Origin of the sequence: Campylobacter concisus (assembly GCF_015230035.1) — a bacterium.
Taxonomy (GTDB): domain Bacteria; phylum Campylobacterota; class Campylobacteria; order Campylobacterales; family Campylobacteraceae; genus Campylobacter_A; species Campylobacter_A concisus_BK.
The window spans coordinates 133,284-151,581 of record NZ_JAAKZD010000006.1; the positions used below are offsets into that span (position 1 = coordinate 133,284).

Annotated in this window: 18 protein-coding genes and 1 tRNA gene; 9 read left to right on the top strand and 10 right to left on the bottom strand. The window is 40.6% G+C overall.

All coding sequences use genetic code 11. The annotated features are described in order from the left end of the window. Positions 1-27: 27 nt before the first annotated feature. Genes G6W41_RS05585 through G6W41_RS05620 form a run of 8 tightly spaced genes read right to left on the bottom strand, consistent with a single transcriptional unit; the run spans position 28 to position 9,428 of the window. Positions 28-891, bottom strand: a complete 864-nt coding sequence (locus G6W41_RS05585) for an EamA family transporter (protein WP_103569746.1) — start codon at positions 889-891, stop codon at positions 28-30. Next, positions 888-2,123, bottom strand: a complete 1,236-nt coding sequence (locus G6W41_RS05590; RefSeq protein ID WP_194170889.1) for a TolC family protein — start codon at positions 2,121-2,123, stop codon at positions 888-890. Before G6W41_RS05590 ends, G6W41_RS05585 begins: the two co-directional genes overlap by 4 nt. Next, a complete protein-coding gene (locus G6W41_RS05595) occupies positions 2,120-5,146 on the bottom strand; it encodes an efflux RND transporter permease subunit (RefSeq protein WP_194170890.1) in 3,027 nt (1,008 codons plus the stop codon). The genes G6W41_RS05590 and G6W41_RS05595 overlap by 4 nt, the downstream gene beginning before the upstream one ends. Then, positions 5,143-5,886 carry an efflux RND transporter periplasmic adaptor subunit gene (locus G6W41_RS05600; protein WP_194170891.1) on the bottom strand — a complete coding sequence of 248 codons (744 nt, stop codon included), beginning with the start codon at positions 5,884-5,886 and terminating at the stop codon, positions 5,143-5,145. The genes G6W41_RS05595 and G6W41_RS05600 overlap by 4 nt, the downstream gene beginning before the upstream one ends. Further along, complete coding sequence (locus tag G6W41_RS05605) at positions 5,883-7,148, bottom strand: TolC family protein (RefSeq protein WP_194170892.1); 1,266 nt, start codon at positions 7,146-7,148, stop codon at positions 5,883-5,885. The genes G6W41_RS05600 and G6W41_RS05605 overlap by 4 nt, the downstream gene beginning before the upstream one ends. Then, positions 7,148-7,870 carry a flagellar type III secretion system pore protein FliP gene (gene fliP, locus G6W41_RS05610; RefSeq protein WP_196779718.1) on the bottom strand — a complete coding sequence of 241 codons (723 nt, stop codon included), beginning with the start codon at positions 7,868-7,870 and terminating at the stop codon, positions 7,148-7,150. The genes G6W41_RS05605 and fliP overlap by 1 nt, the downstream gene beginning before the upstream one ends. 11 nt (positions 7,871-7,881) lie before the next feature. Continuing rightward, on the bottom strand, positions 7,882-8,661 hold the full coding sequence (locus G6W41_RS05615) for a flagellar motor protein MotB (protein WP_194170893.1): 780 nt from the start codon (positions 8,659-8,661) through the stop codon (positions 7,882-7,884). Continuing rightward, positions 8,661-9,428 carry a motility protein A gene (locus G6W41_RS05620; protein WP_021086932.1) on the bottom strand — a complete coding sequence of 256 codons (768 nt, stop codon included), beginning with the start codon at positions 9,426-9,428 and terminating at the stop codon, positions 8,661-8,663. Before G6W41_RS05620 ends, G6W41_RS05615 begins: the two co-directional genes overlap by 1 nt. A 136-nt stretch (positions 9,429-9,564) precedes the next feature. Between G6W41_RS05620 and glmU the strand changes: the two genes are divergently transcribed. Genes glmU through truA form a run of 7 tightly spaced genes read left to right on the top strand, consistent with a single transcriptional unit; the run spans position 9,565 to position 15,940 of the window. Then, the gene (glmU, locus tag G6W41_RS05625; RefSeq protein ID WP_194170894.1) at positions 9,565-10,875 is read left to right on the top strand and encodes a bifunctional UDP-N-acetylglucosamine diphosphorylase/glucosamine-1-phosphate N-acetyltransferase GlmU; all 1,311 of its coding nucleotides are present in this window, start codon (positions 9,565-9,567) and stop codon (positions 10,873-10,875) included. Then, positions 10,862-12,034: a bifunctional phosphopantothenoylcysteine decarboxylase/phosphopantothenate--cysteine ligase CoaBC gene (gene coaBC / locus G6W41_RS05630; protein ID WP_103633065.1), complete on the top strand. Its 1,173-nt coding sequence runs from the start codon at positions 10,862-10,864 to the stop codon at positions 12,032-12,034. Before glmU ends, coaBC begins: the two co-directional genes overlap by 14 nt. Then, positions 12,031-12,717 (top strand): hypothetical protein, encoded by a 687-nt coding sequence (locus G6W41_RS05635; protein ID WP_103633064.1) that lies wholly within the window; start codon positions 12,031-12,033, stop codon positions 12,715-12,717. Before coaBC ends, G6W41_RS05635 begins: the two co-directional genes overlap by 4 nt. A gap of 3 nt (positions 12,718-12,720) precedes the next feature. Beyond that, positions 12,721-13,392, top strand: coding sequence for a polyprenyl diphosphate synthase (uppS, locus tag G6W41_RS05640; RefSeq protein ID WP_103633063.1), 672 nt, complete (start codon positions 12,721-12,723; stop codon positions 13,390-13,392). Positions 13,393-13,399: 7 nt separating this feature from the next. Beyond that, on the top strand, positions 13,400-14,188 hold the full coding sequence (locus G6W41_RS05645) for a prepilin peptidase (RefSeq protein WP_194170901.1): 789 nt from the start codon (positions 13,400-13,402) through the stop codon (positions 14,186-14,188). After that, entirely contained in the window at positions 14,181-15,209 is a 1,029-nt protein-coding gene (locus G6W41_RS05650; RefSeq protein WP_194170895.1) for an LptF/LptG family permease, read from the top strand. Before G6W41_RS05645 ends, G6W41_RS05650 begins: the two co-directional genes overlap by 8 nt. Further along, complete coding sequence (gene truA, locus G6W41_RS05655) at positions 15,209-15,940, top strand: tRNA pseudouridine(38-40) synthase TruA (RefSeq protein WP_194170896.1); 732 nt, start codon at positions 15,209-15,211, stop codon at positions 15,938-15,940. Before G6W41_RS05650 ends, truA begins: the two co-directional genes overlap by 1 nt. A gap of 41 nt (positions 15,941-15,981) precedes the next feature. Here the strand turns inward: truA and G6W41_RS05660 are convergent. Next, positions 15,982-16,058, bottom strand: a tRNA-Arg gene (locus G6W41_RS05660). Positions 16,059-16,167: 109 nt separating this feature from the next. Here G6W41_RS05660 and G6W41_RS05665 point away from each other — a divergent pair. Next, positions 16,168-16,353, top strand: coding sequence for a hypothetical protein (locus tag G6W41_RS05665; RefSeq protein WP_194170897.1), 186 nt, complete (start codon positions 16,168-16,170; stop codon positions 16,351-16,353). Between the two features lie 50 nt (positions 16,354-16,403). After that, the gene (locus tag G6W41_RS05670; protein WP_194170898.1) at positions 16,404-17,228 is read left to right on the top strand and encodes an adenylosuccinate lyase; all 825 of its coding nucleotides are present in this window, start codon (positions 16,404-16,406) and stop codon (positions 17,226-17,228) included. Positions 17,229-17,366: 138 nt separating this feature from the next. Here G6W41_RS05670 and G6W41_RS05675 read toward each other — a convergent pair whose 3' ends face one another. Further along, positions 17,367-17,978, bottom strand: a complete 612-nt coding sequence (locus G6W41_RS05675; protein WP_194170902.1) for an isoaspartyl peptidase/L-asparaginase — start codon at positions 17,976-17,978, stop codon at positions 17,367-17,369. Positions 17,979-18,298 lie beyond the last annotated feature (320 nt).

An 18,298-nucleotide genomic window follows, 5' to 3' on the forward strand; every position in this document is an offset into this window, starting at 1 on the left:
AGATCAAATTTAACCTTAAATTTAACCTCACGCAGTCTTTACGCCGTAAAATTTCATCACTCTATTGTGAATTAATAGCGAGATATACATTATCACAGCGCCCAAAATAAGCCTTGTTAGGTTGGTATCCTTTTGCCAAAAGACTAAATTTACGATGATAGCAGCTGGTATGAGGGCGTTGTTCATTATGGCAAGCACGCCACTATCGACCTCGCAAGCGCCTTTGTTCCACATAAAATAGCCAACCCCACTAGCGACCGCTCCAAGCCACAAAAGCACCAAAGTTTGGGTTAGATCTACGTGAAATTTAGCTGGATTGCCAAGGGTTATTAGTGCGATCACTGCTACAAAAAACGCTCCAAAGTGAAAGTAGCCAAAGACCTTTTTTTGATCCACATCATATCTCTCCAAAAGCGCCTTATACGCACTCTGCCCTGCTCCAAAGCAGATGTTTGCCCCTTGCACTAGCAAAAAGCCCTTTATCGCCCCTTCGTTTATCGCGCCATACTTGATGATAAGCGCGCCAAAGACCGCCACGCCAACGCTAAAGAGATAAAGCGGTCTAAATTTAAAGCTAAATGCATCATAAATGAGCGTGACATAAAACGGTGTAAAAATGGTAAAAAGCGCGACTTCTGGCACGCTTAGATACAAAAACGAGTTGTAGTAGCAAAGATACATTAGCCCTATTTGCACCGCTCCTATGCCCATTATGCCAAGGGCGAGCTTTGGACTAACGCCTCGAAATTTCGTAAATGGCAAAAAAACTAGGCTTGCAAGTGTCACACGCACAAAAACAGCCAGATAGCTATCGACCTTGCCAGCTAAAAATTCCCCTATCAAGCTAAAGCTAAACGCCCACAAAATGGTCACAAAGATCAGTTTATTCATTCTATCACCACCTCATTTATATTTCTTGCGCATTCAAAAAAGTATTCAAGCTTGTTTAGCTCGAGCAAATCGCCATTTAAAATGAAATTTGCCCTGTCGCTAAAATTTTTCTCACTCACAAACAAAAACTGCTCAAATTTTACCTTGCCGCTAAGATAGCCATTTAGCAGGTCATTAAAGTCGCTATCAAGACTATCTTGCTTAAGTGAGTCTAAATTTAGCCTAGCACTTAAGCCCTCTATCACGCCTCTTAGATCCTTTAGCCTAGCCATTATCCTGTTTTCTTCGTCACTTAGATCAAGTGCGGCTTTTTGCTCCTCTATGCGCTTAGTTTGGCTTTGCTTGCTAAGGCTTAGGCTATCTGGCAGCTTCCACTCAAACTCCACTCTAGGCTTGTTCGCATCAGCATACGCATCAACCATCTGCGAAGTCGTCCTCTCGCCTTTTTTAAAGCTGTTATTATTCACACTTTGCGTATCTTTTAAGTAAATTTTTGGAGCAAATTTGCTCTTTTGCTTCTCATTTTCTTGCTCTTTTATATATTTTTCTTGCTCCATCGCCCCAAGTTTGGCGCTTAGATCATCCTTGCTAAAATCAGGCATCACTATCTTTGAGCCAGCATTAAAGCCGATCTCGCCGTTTGAGAGCAAATTTATCCTTGAGTTTAGCTCCGCTAGCTTAAGCCCAAGCTCGTCAAGCTCGGCTCTTTTTTTATTTAAGGTGAAATTTATCGCATCAAACTCGCTCTTATCTATATCGCCATACTCAAACCAAAATTCATTTTCAGCCGCAGCCTTGGCAAAGCTATCTACAAATTTTGTCTCTAAATTTATGAGAGAATTTAGCGCAACAGCGTTGAAATAGACCTTTGCGACCTGAAAAGCGGTTAAATTCATCAGCTCTTCGTCTTTATAAATTTTTGCAACACCCTTGTGGTCTAAAATTTTATCCGAAGCCTCGCTAGCACCGCCATCAAAGATGAGATACTCGACCTTTGCCGTGATCGATCCTGCCTTTGTCATATATCCGCCCTTTAGCTCGTCAGGCACAAAGGTATATCTGCCATCAAGGGATAAATTTAGCTTGTTGCTCTTGTTTTTATTTATATATTCATTTTTATTAAATTCTTTCAAACTCTCAAGCTTCGCACTTTGCGCCAGAGCGATGATCTCTAGTAAATTTCCAGCCCAAAGAGGCAAAGCAAAGAGCAAAACAGCCAAAATCTTCTTCAAATTCTCTCCCTTTCATAAAATTTTCTTATAAATTTATCAAGATTATAGACCCAAGCAAAAAGCACTGGCACGACAAGCAAGCTTAGCAAGGTCGAGCTAATGAGCCCAAAGATGATGCTTATAGCCATAGGCGAGTTGGCCTCAAAGCCAGCACCTCTACCAAGAGCAAGGGGGAGCATGGCAAATATCATCGCAAAAGTGGTCATCAAAACAGCCCTTAGTCGCTTTTTAGCAGCCATTTTCACAGCTTCGTTTGCCTCCATGCCGCTATTTGCAAAGTGGTTTGCAAAATCAACCACCAAAATGGCGTTTTTGCCGACCATGCCAAAGAGCAAGATGACGCCAACCATGACAAATAGGCTAAATGGATTGCCGCTTATAAAAAGTCCTATCACGACACCACAAAAGGCAAGTGGCATGGCAAGCATGATGAGAAATGGCAGTAAAAAGCTCTCATAAAGTGCGGCTAGCACCATGTAAATAAGCACCGCGCTAGCACTTACTGTAAAGATAAACGAAGCGTTCGTATCGTCCATGAGCTCGACAAATCCAAGAAATTTATACTTGAAATTTGCAGGCAAAATTTCATCAAGCTTCTTTGAAATTTCATTTGCCACGCTATTTAGCGGAGCGTTATTTTTGGTATTTGCTAGAAATTTGATCTCATCGGCTCTATTAAACCTTGAAATACTAGCTGGCTTTTGCTCAAAACTAATCGTCGCCACGTCACCAAGTGTCACAAAAAAGCCCTCGTTGCTCCTTATCTTGGTCTTTAAGATATCATTTGTATCGCTTCTAAATTTATCATCAAGGCGCATATAAAGCTCATACTCTTTGCCATTTTCGTTTTCAAAAACAGAGACCTCGTTCTGGCTAAATGCGCTATAAACGGCGCTTGCAACGCTGGCTTTGTCTAAATTTAGCCTCTTAGCCTTATCCTCGTCGATAGAAATTTGCACGCGTTTTAGCAGATCTTCTTCGGGCGAATTTACATCCGTTGCGTCATTTATCTCTTTTAGCATCTTGCTGATCTTTGGCACAAATTTCTCTAACTCTTTGCCATTTTCAGAGGTGATAGTAAGCTTTACTGGCTGCACATCGCCGCCTTCAACCACTGGTAAGTCAGCTACAATGACACTCATATCATCACTTTTTAGCTTGTCGCGAAACCTCTGCATGATAGCGTTTTGTCGCTCGTGATTAGCTCTATCTTTTAGCTCTTTTAGCCTAACGTAAGCCTTTACAAGATAAGGCTGCTTGGCGTCTGTGTAGCCAAGGATGAAGTAGGCGTAAGCGACCTGAGGATCGGCATTTATGAGTGAAATTTTATCTTTTAGCCTCTCTTTGCTAGCTTGCAGGCTAAGTGAGGGATCAAGCTTAAAGTAGATGTTAAACTCCGAGTTGTCCTCGCTTGGCATGAAGTCACCGCCTACAAATTTAGCCAGTCCAAACGAGCAAACAACGACCACAAGCGTTATGGCTAAAAATATGAGCTTAAATTTAAGCGCTAAAGTTAGAAGCTTCTCATAGCCATTTTCAAGCGCCTCAAAAAATGGCTCACTCTTTTGAAAAAAGCCGCTTTCTTTGGCATTTACAAATCTAGCACTAAGTGTTGGCACGAGAAAGATACTCACGAAAAACGAGATGACGATGCCAGCTGCCACGCTCATCGCAAATGAGTTAAAGTACTTGCCAACGATGCCACTCATAAAGGCGATAGGCACGAAGACGCAAATCAGCACGAGCGAGATCGCAAAGACGCTAAATGCTATCTCTTTTATACCTGCAAAGCTTGCTTTTAGGGCATTTGGCTCATCTTTTAGCTTGCTAGCGATATTTTCAGTGACAACTATCGCATCATCGATGAAAATTCCGATGCCAAGTGTGAGCGCTATGAGGCTTAGGCGGTTGATGTCGTAGCCTAGGGCATTTATGATGAAAAATGTCGCTACGATGCTAGTTGGTATCGCCACGACTGAGATGATGGTGATCGAGAAATTTCTTAAAAATAGATAGACGATCACGATGGTCAGCAAGACGCCTAGGATCATATCAAAGGCGGTTTGATCGATGTGCTTTTGTATCACTTCGCTCTTATCGTAGGCTATTTTTACGTCGTATTCACTGCCAAGCAGGCTTTTAAACTGATCTAGTTTTGACTTAGCTAGGGCGATCACGGTTAGAGCGTTTGCGTCTGGAGCTAGCTCAAGACCAAGCAAGACGCCACTTTTTTTATCCATTATCGCTGCTTCGTTTGCGTCTTTGTAAGCGAGATCAACGCTTGCGATATCTTTTAAAAAGACCCCTTGTTTGATCGTTAAATTTCTTATCTCATCTATGCTTTTGGCACTAAAATTTGACTTGATTGCCATTTGGATTTTTTCATTTTCTATCTTGCCAAGCGGGGCTTTTAAATTTTCAACCTTTATCAAATTTGCCACTTCGTTTGCGCTAAGAGCGTTTTTATCAAGCTTAAATCTATCTAGCAAAATTTTCACCGCTGGCTCTAAAAAGCCATTTGTCTTGACCTTTGAAACGCCGCTAATTCGCTCTAAAAATGGCTTTGCCACGTCATCTATCTCTTGCATGAGCTTGGTTTCATTACCATCAAGCCTTGTGATAGAAAGGCTAAAGACGGCTGAAGAGAGGCCATTTAGCTTTTCTATCTCGTAGTTTGCGTTTAACCTTGCCTTTTGCATCTTGTCGCGGACGTCGTTTGTAGCGCTCTCTAGGTCTTTGTTTAGCTCAAATTCGATGCTTACCACGCTTAGGTTGTCAAAGCTGGTTGAGTAAAGCTTTTTTATCCCCTCGATGCTTGAGACCTCATCCTCGATCTTTTGCGTGATCTTTGTCTTGATGTAGTTCATATCGCCGTTTGCGTAGGTCGTGATCTTAACGATTGGGATATTTACTTGCGGGTATAAATTTACATTCATCGTCTTTAGCGAGTAGATGCCAAAGACAACGAGGCTTAAGAATATCATAAGCGTGGTTATGGGGCGGTTTATGGCAGTTTTTATCATTTATTTTCGCCGATTATCACTTTTCCTTGACCAAACATACCTGGCTTTAGCCCGCCATCATAAGCCTGGGCGTAAAATTTTCTAGTCTCTCTTTTTATCTCTGGATAAATTAGCGCGATTTTTACCTCTTTTTCTTCACTTGTCGCGTCAAGCTTAAATTTAAAAATGTCGCCAACTTTTACTAAATTTGCATATTTTTCGTCAATCGCTATTAAAATTTTAGCCTCCTCAGAGTTTAAGACAAAGGCTGGCTGAAGCGGCGAAGCACTCTCGCCAAGCTCGACATTTTTACTAGCTATGACGCCATCAAACGGAGCTTTTAAAACGGCCTTTTTAAGATGATCATCTGCGTTTAAAATGGCGATATCAGCCGCTTGCACCCTAAGAGCTGCCTCGTCAAATTTATACTTTACCTCATCAAATTCCTGCTTTGAAGTGACATCCTTTACTTGGCTAAATTTATTAAAGGTGCTTTTAGCAAATTCTTTGGCATTTTTGGCAAGCGCTAGGTCGTTTTTTGCCTTTTTTAGAGCGATCTCAAGGCTTGTTTGATCAAGGCTAGCTAAGGCGTCGCCATTTTTAACGTGGCTTGAGACATCTACAAAAATTTTATCCACCTTGCCACTGCTCTCAAATGCAAGCTTTGAGCTTTGCTTGGCATAGACTTCAAAATCAGCAAAAATTTCCTCCCCTGCAAATGAAAAAATGCAAAATATCATTAAAATTATCAGCTTTTTCAATCCCTAATCCTCTCTAAAATACTCTCGCCGCTTTCAAAAAAATACTCCGCCTTTTTTATCTCTAGCTCATCTTTTGCCCCTTCAAAAAGGCTAATGGCATCAAATTTCTGAGAGAGTGCTTCAAGCAGGTCACTATATCCTAAAAGTCCTGAGTTATACTTCTCAAAGCTCGCTCTAAGCGCAAGCTCGCTTGCTTTTACATACTCATTTAGCGAGGCGATCTTTGAGCTAAGAGTTGCGATCTCGTTTTGTAAATTTTTAAGTTTGGTCTCATTTTCACGCTTTTTATACTCTAAATTTAGCCTCGCTTCATCAAGCGCGATCTTGCTAGCTTGGCTCATCTTGCTAGTAGCAAAAAAGTCAAAAATTTTCCACCTAAAGCTAACGCCAAATTTATTGCCGTGTGTGTCCTCTTTTAGATATTTATCAAGATATGGGCGGTAAGCGCTATATTTGCCAAGGTCGATGTCGTAGTTATTTTTGTAAAATCCATAGGTGTCATAAAGCATGATTTGAGGCAAAAAGCCAGCTCTTGTCTCGCTAAGCTTAGCCTCGCTTAAAGATATATCTTGACTTAGCTTGTCAAGCTCAGCGTTTTTTGAAGCTAAATTTGAGCTAATCTCAGCCATTTTTGCCCCGTTAAGTGGCGCGATTTGCTCGCCTGTTAGCAAATTTATCTCATTTAAAATTTGCTCCATTTTATTTTTGTATTCAAGCTGCGTGCTGTTTGCTAGGTGGTATTTTGCCCGCACATTTTCTAGCTCATCTTTTGGGGCAAGTCCTGCTTTGTTTGCCTTTTCAAGCTTGTCTAAAACGCCTTTTAAGAAATTTGCCTGAGCGTTTTTGGCGGCTATTATATTTTCAAGTGCGCAGGCGTTAAAGTATAAATTTACAGCCTTAAAAGCAAGGTAGTTTTTGGCTTCATCGTTTGCAATAGCGGCTTTATTTTTTAAAAGCTGGCTCATCTTTAGCCTAGCCTCTCTAGCTCCACCATCATATAGTAAAAAATCAATCCTAGCTAGCACGCCAGCTGACTCTTTGGCGACTATGCTCGGGAAGGTGCTTGCGTTTTTGCCGTATGAGCCCTCTAGGCTGAGGCTTGGCAAGTAGGCGCTTGATGTCGCTTCGTCATTTAAATTTGCTCTTTTTAGCTCAAGCTCTTTAATCTTTGAAATTTCGTTTTGAGTGGCTTTGTTTGCTATCTCGCTCAAATTTGATCCAAAGAGCGCCAAAGGCAAAAGTGCTAATAAAATTTTCTTCATCAGTGAAAGCTCTTTACGAGGTTTCCTATTAGCAAATTCCAGCCGTCTACCAGTACGAAGATGAGTAGTTTAAATGGCAGCGAAATCATGACAGGAGGGAGCATCATCATACCCATCGCCATCAAAACGGAGCTTACGACCATGTCGATGACAAGAAATGGCAGGTAGAGCAAAAATGCTATCTCAAAAGATGTCTTTAGCTCGCTTATCATAAAGGCTGACATCGCGATGCTTAGCGGGATATCCTCGATATTTGCTGGATTTTGCAAATTTCTTATCCTAAAAAATAACGCAAGATCCTTCTCTCTAGTGTTTTTAACCATAAATTCTTTAAAGGGCTTTAAGCTCTTATCAAGCATCTCCTCATAGCCTATCTGCTCGGCTATATAAGGCTTTATGCCCTCATCGTAGCTTCTTTGACCAACTGGCTCCATGATAAAAAATGTAAGCACCATCGCAAGCGAGATAAGCACCGTTGAAGGTGGCACTTGTTGCGTGCCCATCGCTTGACGCAAAAATGAAAAGACAATGACAAGGCGCAAAAAGCTCGTCATCATAAAGATGAGCGAAGGAGCAAGAGCAAGAGCAGTGAGGATTAGTAAAACATTTAGTGAATTTACAAGCTGCTCGGCATTTTGCGGTGAATTTAGGCTTAAATTTATCGTTGGTAGCGCAGGATCAGCGCCAAAAACTACACAAAACAAAACCGCTAAACTAAGCAGTGCTTTCACGACTAATTCCTCGTATCAAGGATACTTTTCTTAGTAGCCTCTTTATTTTTTGGCTCAAGCGAGACGAAGTGAATTTCCACTCTATTGTTTTTGACTCTGCCCTCCTCTGTGCTGTTGCTAGCGATCGGATCAAAAGAGGCTCTGCCAGAAGTGATAAGCCTCTCTTGTGGCACGCCATCGCTAACTAGCTCTTCAAGCACGCTTAGCGCCCTTGCAGTAGAGAGTTGCCAGTTGTTTTTGTATATAGAGTCTTTGCTTGGATTTGTATTATCAGTGTATCCGATGATATCTGTTTTTACCTCATTTGGCATTTTTGCTATGATCATGCCTATTCGCTTTAAAAAGAGTTTCGCATCCTCGCCAGAAATTTCAGCGCTATCTTTGTCAAAGAGCATCGCAGCTGGAAGCCTAACGATAAAGCCATCCTCGCTCTCCTCCATCGTGATCTCAGGTGCCCCGCTAGCCGTTAGTAGCTCATTTATCTTTTTAACAGTTGCACTCATCTCGTTTTGAGCACCTTTTTGAGCATTTGGTTTTGGTATGCGCTTATTTTCAGGATCTGTCTCTTTTTCTACCTGACTATCTGGTCTTGCGCCACCTTCTAGCACACTTAGCGCACCAGCTAGTGAACCAACAGCAGCCTCCATCTTTTTAGCATCCATTGTCGCCATAGAGAGGAGCAAAACGAAGAAGCAAAGCAGAAGCGACATAAGGTCACCAAATGACGCTAGCCACTCAGGCATGCACTTTGGGCACTCTTCTGGTTTTATTAACTTACCCATTATTCAAACTGACTTTTTCTATCTTTTGGAGGTAAAAATGCTAAAAGCTTAGCCTCGAGCGTTCTTGGGTTGTCTCCTGCTTGTATCGCCATGATACCCTCTAAAATAACTTGTTTCTCAAGTGCCTCATCAGCATCGCGGATCGAGAGGATATTTGCAACAGGTGCGCCGATGATATTACCTATCATCGAGCCATAAAGCGTCGTAAGCAAAGCAACCGCCATAGATGGACCGATCGCACTAGGATCAGCCATATTAAGAAGCATCGCAACAAGACCGATAAGCGTTCCGATCATACCCATCGCACCCGCAAAACCACCGACTTGCTCGAAAATTTTGATGTTATTTGCATGCCTTGTACTAGTCTGATCGATATCGATCTCCAAAAGCGCTCTGATCGCATCTGGCTCATTGCCATCGACCGCCATTGAAAGACCTTTTTTTAAAAACTGATTTGATTCGTTATTTACTTCGCTCTCAAGTGCTAAGATGCCATCTCGCCTAGCTTTGGTTGAGTAATCAACTACTTTTTTTATAGTCTCAGGTAAATTTACAACAACTGATGGCTTAACAGCGACACCATAAAATTTACCAACACCTTTAAGCGTCTCCATCTTGAAGCCAACCATCATAACGCCGATAGTACCACCAAAAACGATCATCACAGAAGGGATATCGATGTATGGTCCTATACCAACGCCTATCGCCATTGATCCAAACAAAAGCACCAGGGTCAAAACCCAGCCGACGACGGTTCCTAAATCCATTTAAACTCGCTTTATTTATGAATTCTTAAGAATTGCTATTTTATTAGCTTTTTGTTGAAACAATCGTTAAATTAAAAAAAATGTTTGCCATTTTTTGCTACAATCTGCGAAATTTTTAACGTTAAAAGGCTTAAAAATGAACAATAATACTTCAATCATAATCCTAGCTGCTGGTCTTGGTACCAGGATGAAATCAAAACGCCCAAAAGTCCTATTTGAGCTATGTGGCGAGCCAATGATCATTCACATCTTAAAGCAAGCCTATGCGATCACAAATGACGTTAGTGTCGTGCTTCACTACGAAAAAGAGTTAATTAGCAAAAAGATAAAAGAAATTTTCCCTCAAACTAAAATTTTCGAGCAAGATCTAGCAAATTTCCCAGGCACTGCTGGCGCGATAAAGGGCGTAAATTTAAGCGGCGAAAAGGTGCTTGTCACTTGCGGCGACATGCCACTTGTTAGATCAACTGACCTTATGCGTCTAGCAAATGCTGAAGCAGACGTGGTTATGAGCTCATTTGAAGCGGCAAATCCTTTTGGCTACGGCAGAGTTATCATAAAAAACGGCAAAGTTGAGGCCATCGTCGAGCAAAAAGATGCGAGCGAAGCGCAACTTGCTATAAAAAGCGTAAATGCTGGCTGCTACTGCTTTAAACGCGAGGCACTAGAGCAAATTTTACCGCTCATAAGCAACCAAAACGCACAAAAAGAGTACTACTTAACTGACGCCATAAAAATAGCAAATGAAAAAGGCTTAAAGTGCATTGCAGTAAATGTTAATGAGCAAAATTTCATGGGCATAAATGATAAATTTCAGCTAAGCACCGCTGAAAAGATCATGCAAGATGAGATCAAACAAAATTTGATGAAAGCTGGCGTTTTGATGCGCATGCCTGAGAGCATTTTCATAGATAGCAGAGCTAAATTTGAAGGCGAGTGCGTGCTAGAAGAAAACGTAAGCATCCTTGGCGAGTGCGTCATCACGGAGAGCATCATCAAAAGCTCATCAGTGATCGAAAGTAGCATCATCAAAAACTCAGACATCGGCCCACTAGCTCACATAAGGCCAAATTCTGAAATTTCTGACACGCACATAGGAAATTTCGTCGAGGTTAAAAAAGGCGTTTTAAATGGCGTAAAAGCTGGACATTTGAGCTATCTTGGCGACTGCGAGATAGAAAGTGGCACAAACATCGGTTGTGGCACGATCACATGCAACTACGACGGCAAGGCAAAATACAAAACAAAGATCGGCAAAAACGTATTTGTTGGCTCAGATACGCAGCTAGTCGCCCCTGTAAATATCGCTGATAACGTCATCATTGCAGCTGGCAGCACCATCACAAAAGACGTTGAGAGTGGCGCTCTAGCTATCAGCAGAGGTCGCCAAGAGAACAAAAGCGGCTTTTTTGAGAAATTCTTTGGCAAAGACGATGTTAAAAAATAAGAAAATTTTACTTGCCGTTTGCGGCAGTATCGCATTTTATAAAGCTTACGAAATTTTATCGCTGCTTAAAAAGCAAGGCGCTGATGTTTATGTGGCTTTAAGCGACGGAGCGCTTGAATTTTGCAGCGTAAGCGGCTTTGAGGCGCTAAGCGAGCATAAAATTTTAAGCTCACAAACACAAAACTGGCAAGACGGCGTAAATCACATAGCCTACTCTAAAATGGATCTAGTCCTCATCGCACCTGCCTCGGTAAATACGATAAATAAGCTAACAGCTGGCATCTGTGATAATGTCTTCATGCAAACGCTAATCGCCGCCTCACACGTGCCTTTGGTTGTCGCCCCAGCTGCAAATAACAATATGATCGAGCATTTTGCGACGCAAAATTCACTTGAAATTTTAAAGAAAAACGGCGCTTTAGTGGTTGAGCCAGTGCTTAAAACTCTAGCTTGCGGCGACGTTGGCAAGGGTGCTTTAGCAAGTCCTGAAGTGATAGTAGAAGCTGCCATTAAAAGGCTTAGCAGGCCACTTTTTGCTGGCAAAAAAGTGGTGATCACGGGCGGCGCAACGACTGAAAAGATAGATGATGTAAGAGCCATTACAAATTTCTCAAGCGGAAAGATGGCAAGAGCCTTGGCTAGAGCCTTTTACTACGCAGGTGCGGAGGTAAAACTGCTTGCTAGCTTTGAAACCGCAAACGAGCCGTTTCTTTGCCTTAAATTTAGCTCAAGTAGCGAGCTTTTAGAGCTTTGCAAGAGCGAGTGCGAGGGCGCAAATTTACTTGTAATGTGCGCTGCGGTCAGCGATTTTGTACCGACAAAGATAGATGGCAAGATAAAAAAAGAGGACGTTAAAGAGAGCTTAAATTTAGACCTAAAGAGAAATGTCGATATTTTGCAAAGCTTAAAAGAATTTAAATGTAAAAAGATCGGCTTTAAGCTTGAAATCTCAAACGAAAGCGCTCTTAAAAGTGCTAGATTGATGCTAGAGAAAAAAGGGCTTGATGCAGTTTGCCTAAATATATTGGGCGAGAAAAATGGCTTTGCAAGCGAGCAAAACGAGGTAAATTTCATTACAAAAAATAGTGAGATTTTATTGCCGCTTGCCTCAAAAGATGAGATCGCAGGGCGTATCGTGGAGCTAGCAGCAAATTTATGATAGAGCAGATCTCACGCGTCCAAAAGATAGCAAACAACAGCCAAGCTCCGCTAGTAGCGATAAATTCGTCCCTGCCGCTTAACATTTTGGTGAGCCAAAAGGTCGGCTTTAACAGATATATCTTAAATTTCGCAAATAGAAATTTAAACACAAAAAGCGTAAAAGAGCTAAACGTGGGCTCAAGATACTGGGGCGAGGTGCATAGTCAGGGCGAAAACATCGTCATAAAAAATTTATACGAAAAGCCAAAAATTTTAGATGAGGACGTTTTGACTGACGGGCTAAATTTGATAGAAAATTTGGTAAAAAATGAGAATTTATCGTGGCTTTACAGCTATTTATTTAAAAACTTAAGCGAAGTTAAGACAAAAGATGAGATGAGAGTGCTAGCGAAAATGCTCTTTGCCCTGCAAGAAAATGTCGTGCACATACCCTTTGTATATAGCGGCACAAACGGCATTTTCCAGCTTAAAAAAGAGGCAAATGAGATGAGAGTTTTTCTTGTTTTTTCAAATTTTGCGCCGCTTATTTTTAAATTTAAAGATGAAATTTTGTGTGAGATCGCAACTCCATTTAGCAACGTCGAGAGCTTGCTAAAAAGCGAATTCAGCGCCACAGTTTTGGTGCAAAACGTAAGCGCTCTTTGGAGCAAAAAAGAGCAGATAATTGACTTTAAAGGCTAAATATTGAACAAACTTGACCACCTCGCTATCATCATGGACGGCAACGGACGCTGGGCGAAAAAGCGTGGATTTTTGCGAACAAATGGGCACGAGGCCGGAGCAAATGTGGTGAGCGATATGTGCGAATTTTGCATCGATAATGGGGTAAAAATTTTAAGCCTTTACGCATTTAGCACCGAAAACTGGAAAAGACCGCAAAAAGAGGTTGATTTTTTGATGAATTTGCTTAAAAAATTTCTTCTTTTAAAGCGTGATGATTTTATAAAAAATGGGATTAAATTTAACACGATCGGCGACATCTCGCCATTTAGTGACGAGCTAAAAAACGAGATAGAGATCACCAAAGATGCGACAAGGGAAAATACAAATTTACTTTTAAATTTAGCAATAAACTACGGTTCAAAAGATGAGATCATAAGGGCTGTGCGAAAACTAAATTTAAAAGGTTGCGAGATAGATGAAGCAAGCCTAAATGCGGCACTTGATGAGAGTGAGCCGGTGGATCTTCTCATTAGAACTGGCGGCGAGAGCAGGCTTTCAAATTTCATGCTCTGGCAGGCAAGCTACGCGGAGCTGTTTTTCACGCCGACACTTTGGCCTGACTTTGGCAAGGATGAGCTTGCAAGCATCGTGGCTAAATTTAAAGATATAGAGCGAAGATTTGGCGGGGTTTAGTGAGATAATGGATATTTTGGTCATCTTTTTTGCCGTTTTTGCTTTTGTTTTTGGCATCTGCGTGGGGTCATTTTCAAATGTGCTGATATACCGCTTGCCACGAAGTGAAAGTATAAATTTCCCAGCCTCTCACTGTCCAAAATGCTCTCACAAGCTAAATTTTTACCACAATATCCCACTTTTGTCATGGCTATTTTTAGGAGGCAAATGCGCCTTTTGCAAGCAAAAGATAAGCCTTGTCTATCCGCTAGTTGAGCTAGCCTCTGGGCTACTTTTTCTGATCTGCTTTTTTAAAGAGTGCGGCGAAATTTTAAGCGTAGAAACTCTGCTTTATGCGCTATTTTTAGGGCTTTGCTTTATCATGCTACTAGCCCTTAGCGTCATAGATATAAGATATAAAGCCGTGCCAGATCCGCTTCTTTTTGCGGCGCTATTTTTCGCATTTGCCTATGCCTTGCTACTTTTTATCTTTAAAGGAAATTTTGCTCAAATTTTAAATTTAATCCTCTTTGGCTTTATATTTTGGGCGCTTAGATTTGTCGTGAGCTATGCGATGAAAAAAGAAGCCATGGGTAGTGCCGACATATTTATCGCAGCGATCATCGGAGCCATTTTACCAGCTAAATTTGCCCTTGTGGCGATCTATCTGGCGGCACTTCTTACACTTCCAGTCTATGCGCTCGTTCGCAAAAAGGGCTATGAGCTAGCCTTTGTGCCATTTTTAAGCCTGGGGCTGCTTGTCACCTACGCTTTTGACGCGCAAATTTTAGAAATTTTAAGGTTCATTTATGAGTAGAGTAAATAAATATCTTTTGTTTAACTTTTTAGGCACATTCGCATCGCTATTTAGTACGCTTTTTTTGATCATGTCGATCGTCTTTTTTATCCAGATCGCGCGTATCACCTCATACATCGAGATCAGCTTTGGCGAGCTCTTTAAACTCTACTCATTTATGCTCCCACGCGTGCTGCTCTTTGTCGTGCCTATCGCGTTTTTCGTCTCACTTGCGATGACGCTTTTTAGGCTATCAAAAGAAAATGAAAGCATCGTTATCTTCACACTTGGTGGCTCGCCAAACAAAATAGCAAGATTTTTCTTAGCTTTTTCAGCCCTTTTAAGCGCTGCCTTGCTGGTAGTTGCCATCGTCATGATACCAATAGCCGCCCAGCTAAATGCAAATTTCATCGACTACAAAAAGACGGTTGCTAAGCTAAATTTAAAGCCAACCCAGTTTGGACAAAAATTCTCCGACTGGATGGTCTATGTGGGCAGCGAAAGCGAAGACAAAAATGGCACAACCTACAAAGATATCGTGATGTTTAACCCCTTTGTCAAAGACTCACAGCGCCTAATAACCGCCAAAAACGCAAAGATCATAAACGTGGGTCAAAGTGTAGAGCTATCCTTAAACGAGGGCAAAATGTATGACATAAGAGATGAAATTTATCACCAAAGCAACTTCAAATCAATGAAGATAAGAACCGCCCAAAGCGAGGAAATAAGCGATGTTGGCAGCATCAAAGAGTACTGGATGGATGCAGCTAGCAGCGATAAGCGCAGAAAAGACCTTAGCACCTACGTCCTAGTGGCCCTCTTCCCGCTTGCTAGCACGCTCTTTGCGATCAGCCTTGGCATCGTCACGTATAGATATGAAAAGGGCATGGTCTATGTTGGCACTTTTGGCGTTTTGTTTGGCTATTTTACGCTCATAATGCTCTTTTCATCAAAGCCAGCGCTTGCGATACCACTCATATTTTTCGTATTTTTACTAGCTGGCGTCTTGCTTTATAAAAGCAAAATCACACGAAGATACTGATGAAAATTCAGCTAATCTACAGCTACGATGGCTCGAAATTTCAAGGCTCACAGACCCAGTCACATGAAAACGGCGTAGAAGATGAGTTAGAGCGCGCCCTAGCTCACGTTGGTATTTTTGAAAGAGTGATCTCTAGCTCGCGCACCGATAAAAGCGTGCATGCAAACAACCAAAGCTCAAGCGTCGTTTGCGGCGATCACTTTAAAGATTTAAATCGCCTAAAAGATCTTATAAATCGCCACGCACATCCAAGCATTCACATAAAACGCATAAATTTGGTGGATGATAGCTTTCAAGCAAGATTTGACGCGGTCGCAAGGTCATATAGATATGTGATAAATCACGGCAAATTTGATGTTTTTAGCTCAAACTACAAGGTATTTTTGCCTAAATTTGATATCAAAAAAGCAAATGAAATTTTGCGTAATTTTATCGGCGAGCATGATTTTAGCGCATATATGAAAACTGGAAGCGACACAAAAAGCCCAGTGCGCGAAATTTACAAAGCATTTTGCTACGCATACAAAGAGCAAACCATCATAGTTTTTAAGGCAAATGGTTTTTTGCGTGGCCAGGTGCGGCTCATGGTTGCAAATTTACTAAAAGCACTAAAGCAAAAAGACGGCAGCGAGCTCATCAAAGCTTCGCTAAATGGACATCCTGCTCTAACTCGCATACCAGCACCTGCTGAAGGGCTATATCTAAATAGAGTTTTTTATAAATTTAACTAGTCTCAAAAGTAGTCTGAAAATAAAATTTGGGGAGAAAAGGATGGTGCGCCCGAGAGAATTCGAATCTCTGACCTTTTGAACCGCAATCAAATGCTCTATCCAGCTGAGCTACGAGCGCACATGAAAAATTAAGTTGTGATATTAACCAAACTTTCCTTAAAAAGAGATTGTATTCATTTTAAATTTATAACCTTTTTAGTAGAATTCTTTGAATAAAAGGAGCAAAAATGAACGATTTTTTCGATAGTCTAAAAGAGATCAAAAAAGAGCTTACAAAAGAGCAAGGCGTGGCAAAAAAGCCCCAAAAAGAAGCCGCTTCTCACACAAAAGAGGAGGCGATCTTACACAAAGAGCAAAAGCTAAGAGATGATTTTTTGGCATATACAAAAGATAGCAATATCAGGAAAATTTAACTTTGGAACGCTAGTTGCTTTAAATAGGGATATTTTGAATGGAGAAACCCATGAATATAACCCAAACTTTAGAATCTTTAAGCATTTTAACCGATAGCGACGCTCTTTTTTGCGAGCTTCGCGCACTGATAAGTAAAAATTTCACAAAAACCCTAGCAAACAAAGACAAGATCATCTCTTTTTACGAAGAGAGCGAGATCCCACAGCGAAAATGCTTCTTAAAATTTATAAAAAAACTCTATGAAAAACAGGGCAACGAGCTTGATGTGACCTTTGCAAAATACAAAACCATAAAACTATCTTTAGTGCAAAGAAACGCCCTAACAAACATCTACAATATCGACATTGAGTTTTTTAACGGCGAGATGATATTTACACTAAACAACACTCCAAGAGCTTTTGCTAGCTACATTTTGCAAAATTTTAAAGGCAATGAATCTAAATTTGACGAGAAAAATCATAAATTTAGCCTAAAGATAAAAAAAGATAGTGACTTTGACTTGATAGAAGAGATCATTTCAAGACGCGAACATCTAAAATTTATAGTAAATTTTAACTACAATGAAGTCAAATTTAAAGAGTTCAAAAGAAATTACAAGATCCAAAACTCAGCCAAATTTAAAAGTCGCTTCAGCGCTTTGGCAAATTTACTAGAAGAAAATTTTGAAATTTTAGGCTGCTCAAATAACGACAGCTTCGAAACTGTAAGAGATAGCTACCTAGCCCTTGCTAAAATTTACCACCCAGACAGGCACTCAAGCAAGAGCGAAAGCATCAAAAGCGAATATAACGCTAAATTTAAAAAGATCCAAGCAGCCTACGAGGCACTAAAACCGTTCTTTAAAAACCAAGAGAATTTTATAAAAGTTGGTTAGATAAGATAATACTTAATATAAAATTTAATCGGCGGTTTTTGCCTAAGAGCATTTATCGTTCTTGGAGCAATTTATATATTTTAATAAACTTTCTCCCTTTAAAAACTAGGCCAGATATGATCCGGCCTAGCTATCTAATCATTTCTCACCAAGTGGCCAGTAAACAACTGGTTTAGCTCCCAGTCTTGCCTCACCATGATACATACCAAGTTTATCTTTAGTCCAAGCAAAGCCAGTCTTGCCAAACTTATCAATAGAGATGATACCACCACTACCGCCTAGTGCTGCTACCTCTTTTACAGCCTCTTCGGCTGCTTTTTGCACATCTGAAGTTTTGTATTTATAAAGAGCTGAGACCTCATGAGCAGCATTTACGCGCATATAGATATCGCCTGTGCCTGTGCAAGAGACTGCCACTGAGCCATTATCTGCATAGGTCCCAGAGCCAATTATCGGACTATCGCCTATACGGCCAGTCATTTTATTTGTCATGCCACCAGTACTTGTTGCTGCAGCTAGGTTGCCATTTTTATCAAGAGCTATCGCTCCAACAGTGCCAAGATATGGACGCTCATATAAATTTAGTGAGGTTTCCTTTATTTTTTCACTATCAAGCATTAGCTTTTGTTTCTCTTTTGCCCTTTGGAGTGCGTCATATCTAAACTGCGTGAAAAAGTATTTTTGATCAACCATCTCTAGGCCGTTTTCTTCGGCTAGCTTGCAGTCTATATATTTTTTATACTTGAAAATTTAACATCATCATATAAGTATTTTTTTGCAAAGACCTTATTTCGTACTATTAACCTATATTCTCACAGACCGAAAGCATCATACCTTAACACCTTCTCGTCATGATTTACAATTTTACATTAATAAAAATAAACATATTAAATTAAATAAAAATCCATAAAAAACAATAAATAAAAAATTTTAAAAAAAGAACAAACCAATATTTTATACTTAAACAGCAATAAACACTAATAAAAACTAGAATCAAATAATATAAGAATTAAAGCAGACAAACAACAAAGCCCGCAACGACCTACTTTTCCAACATCCCAGTAAGGGAG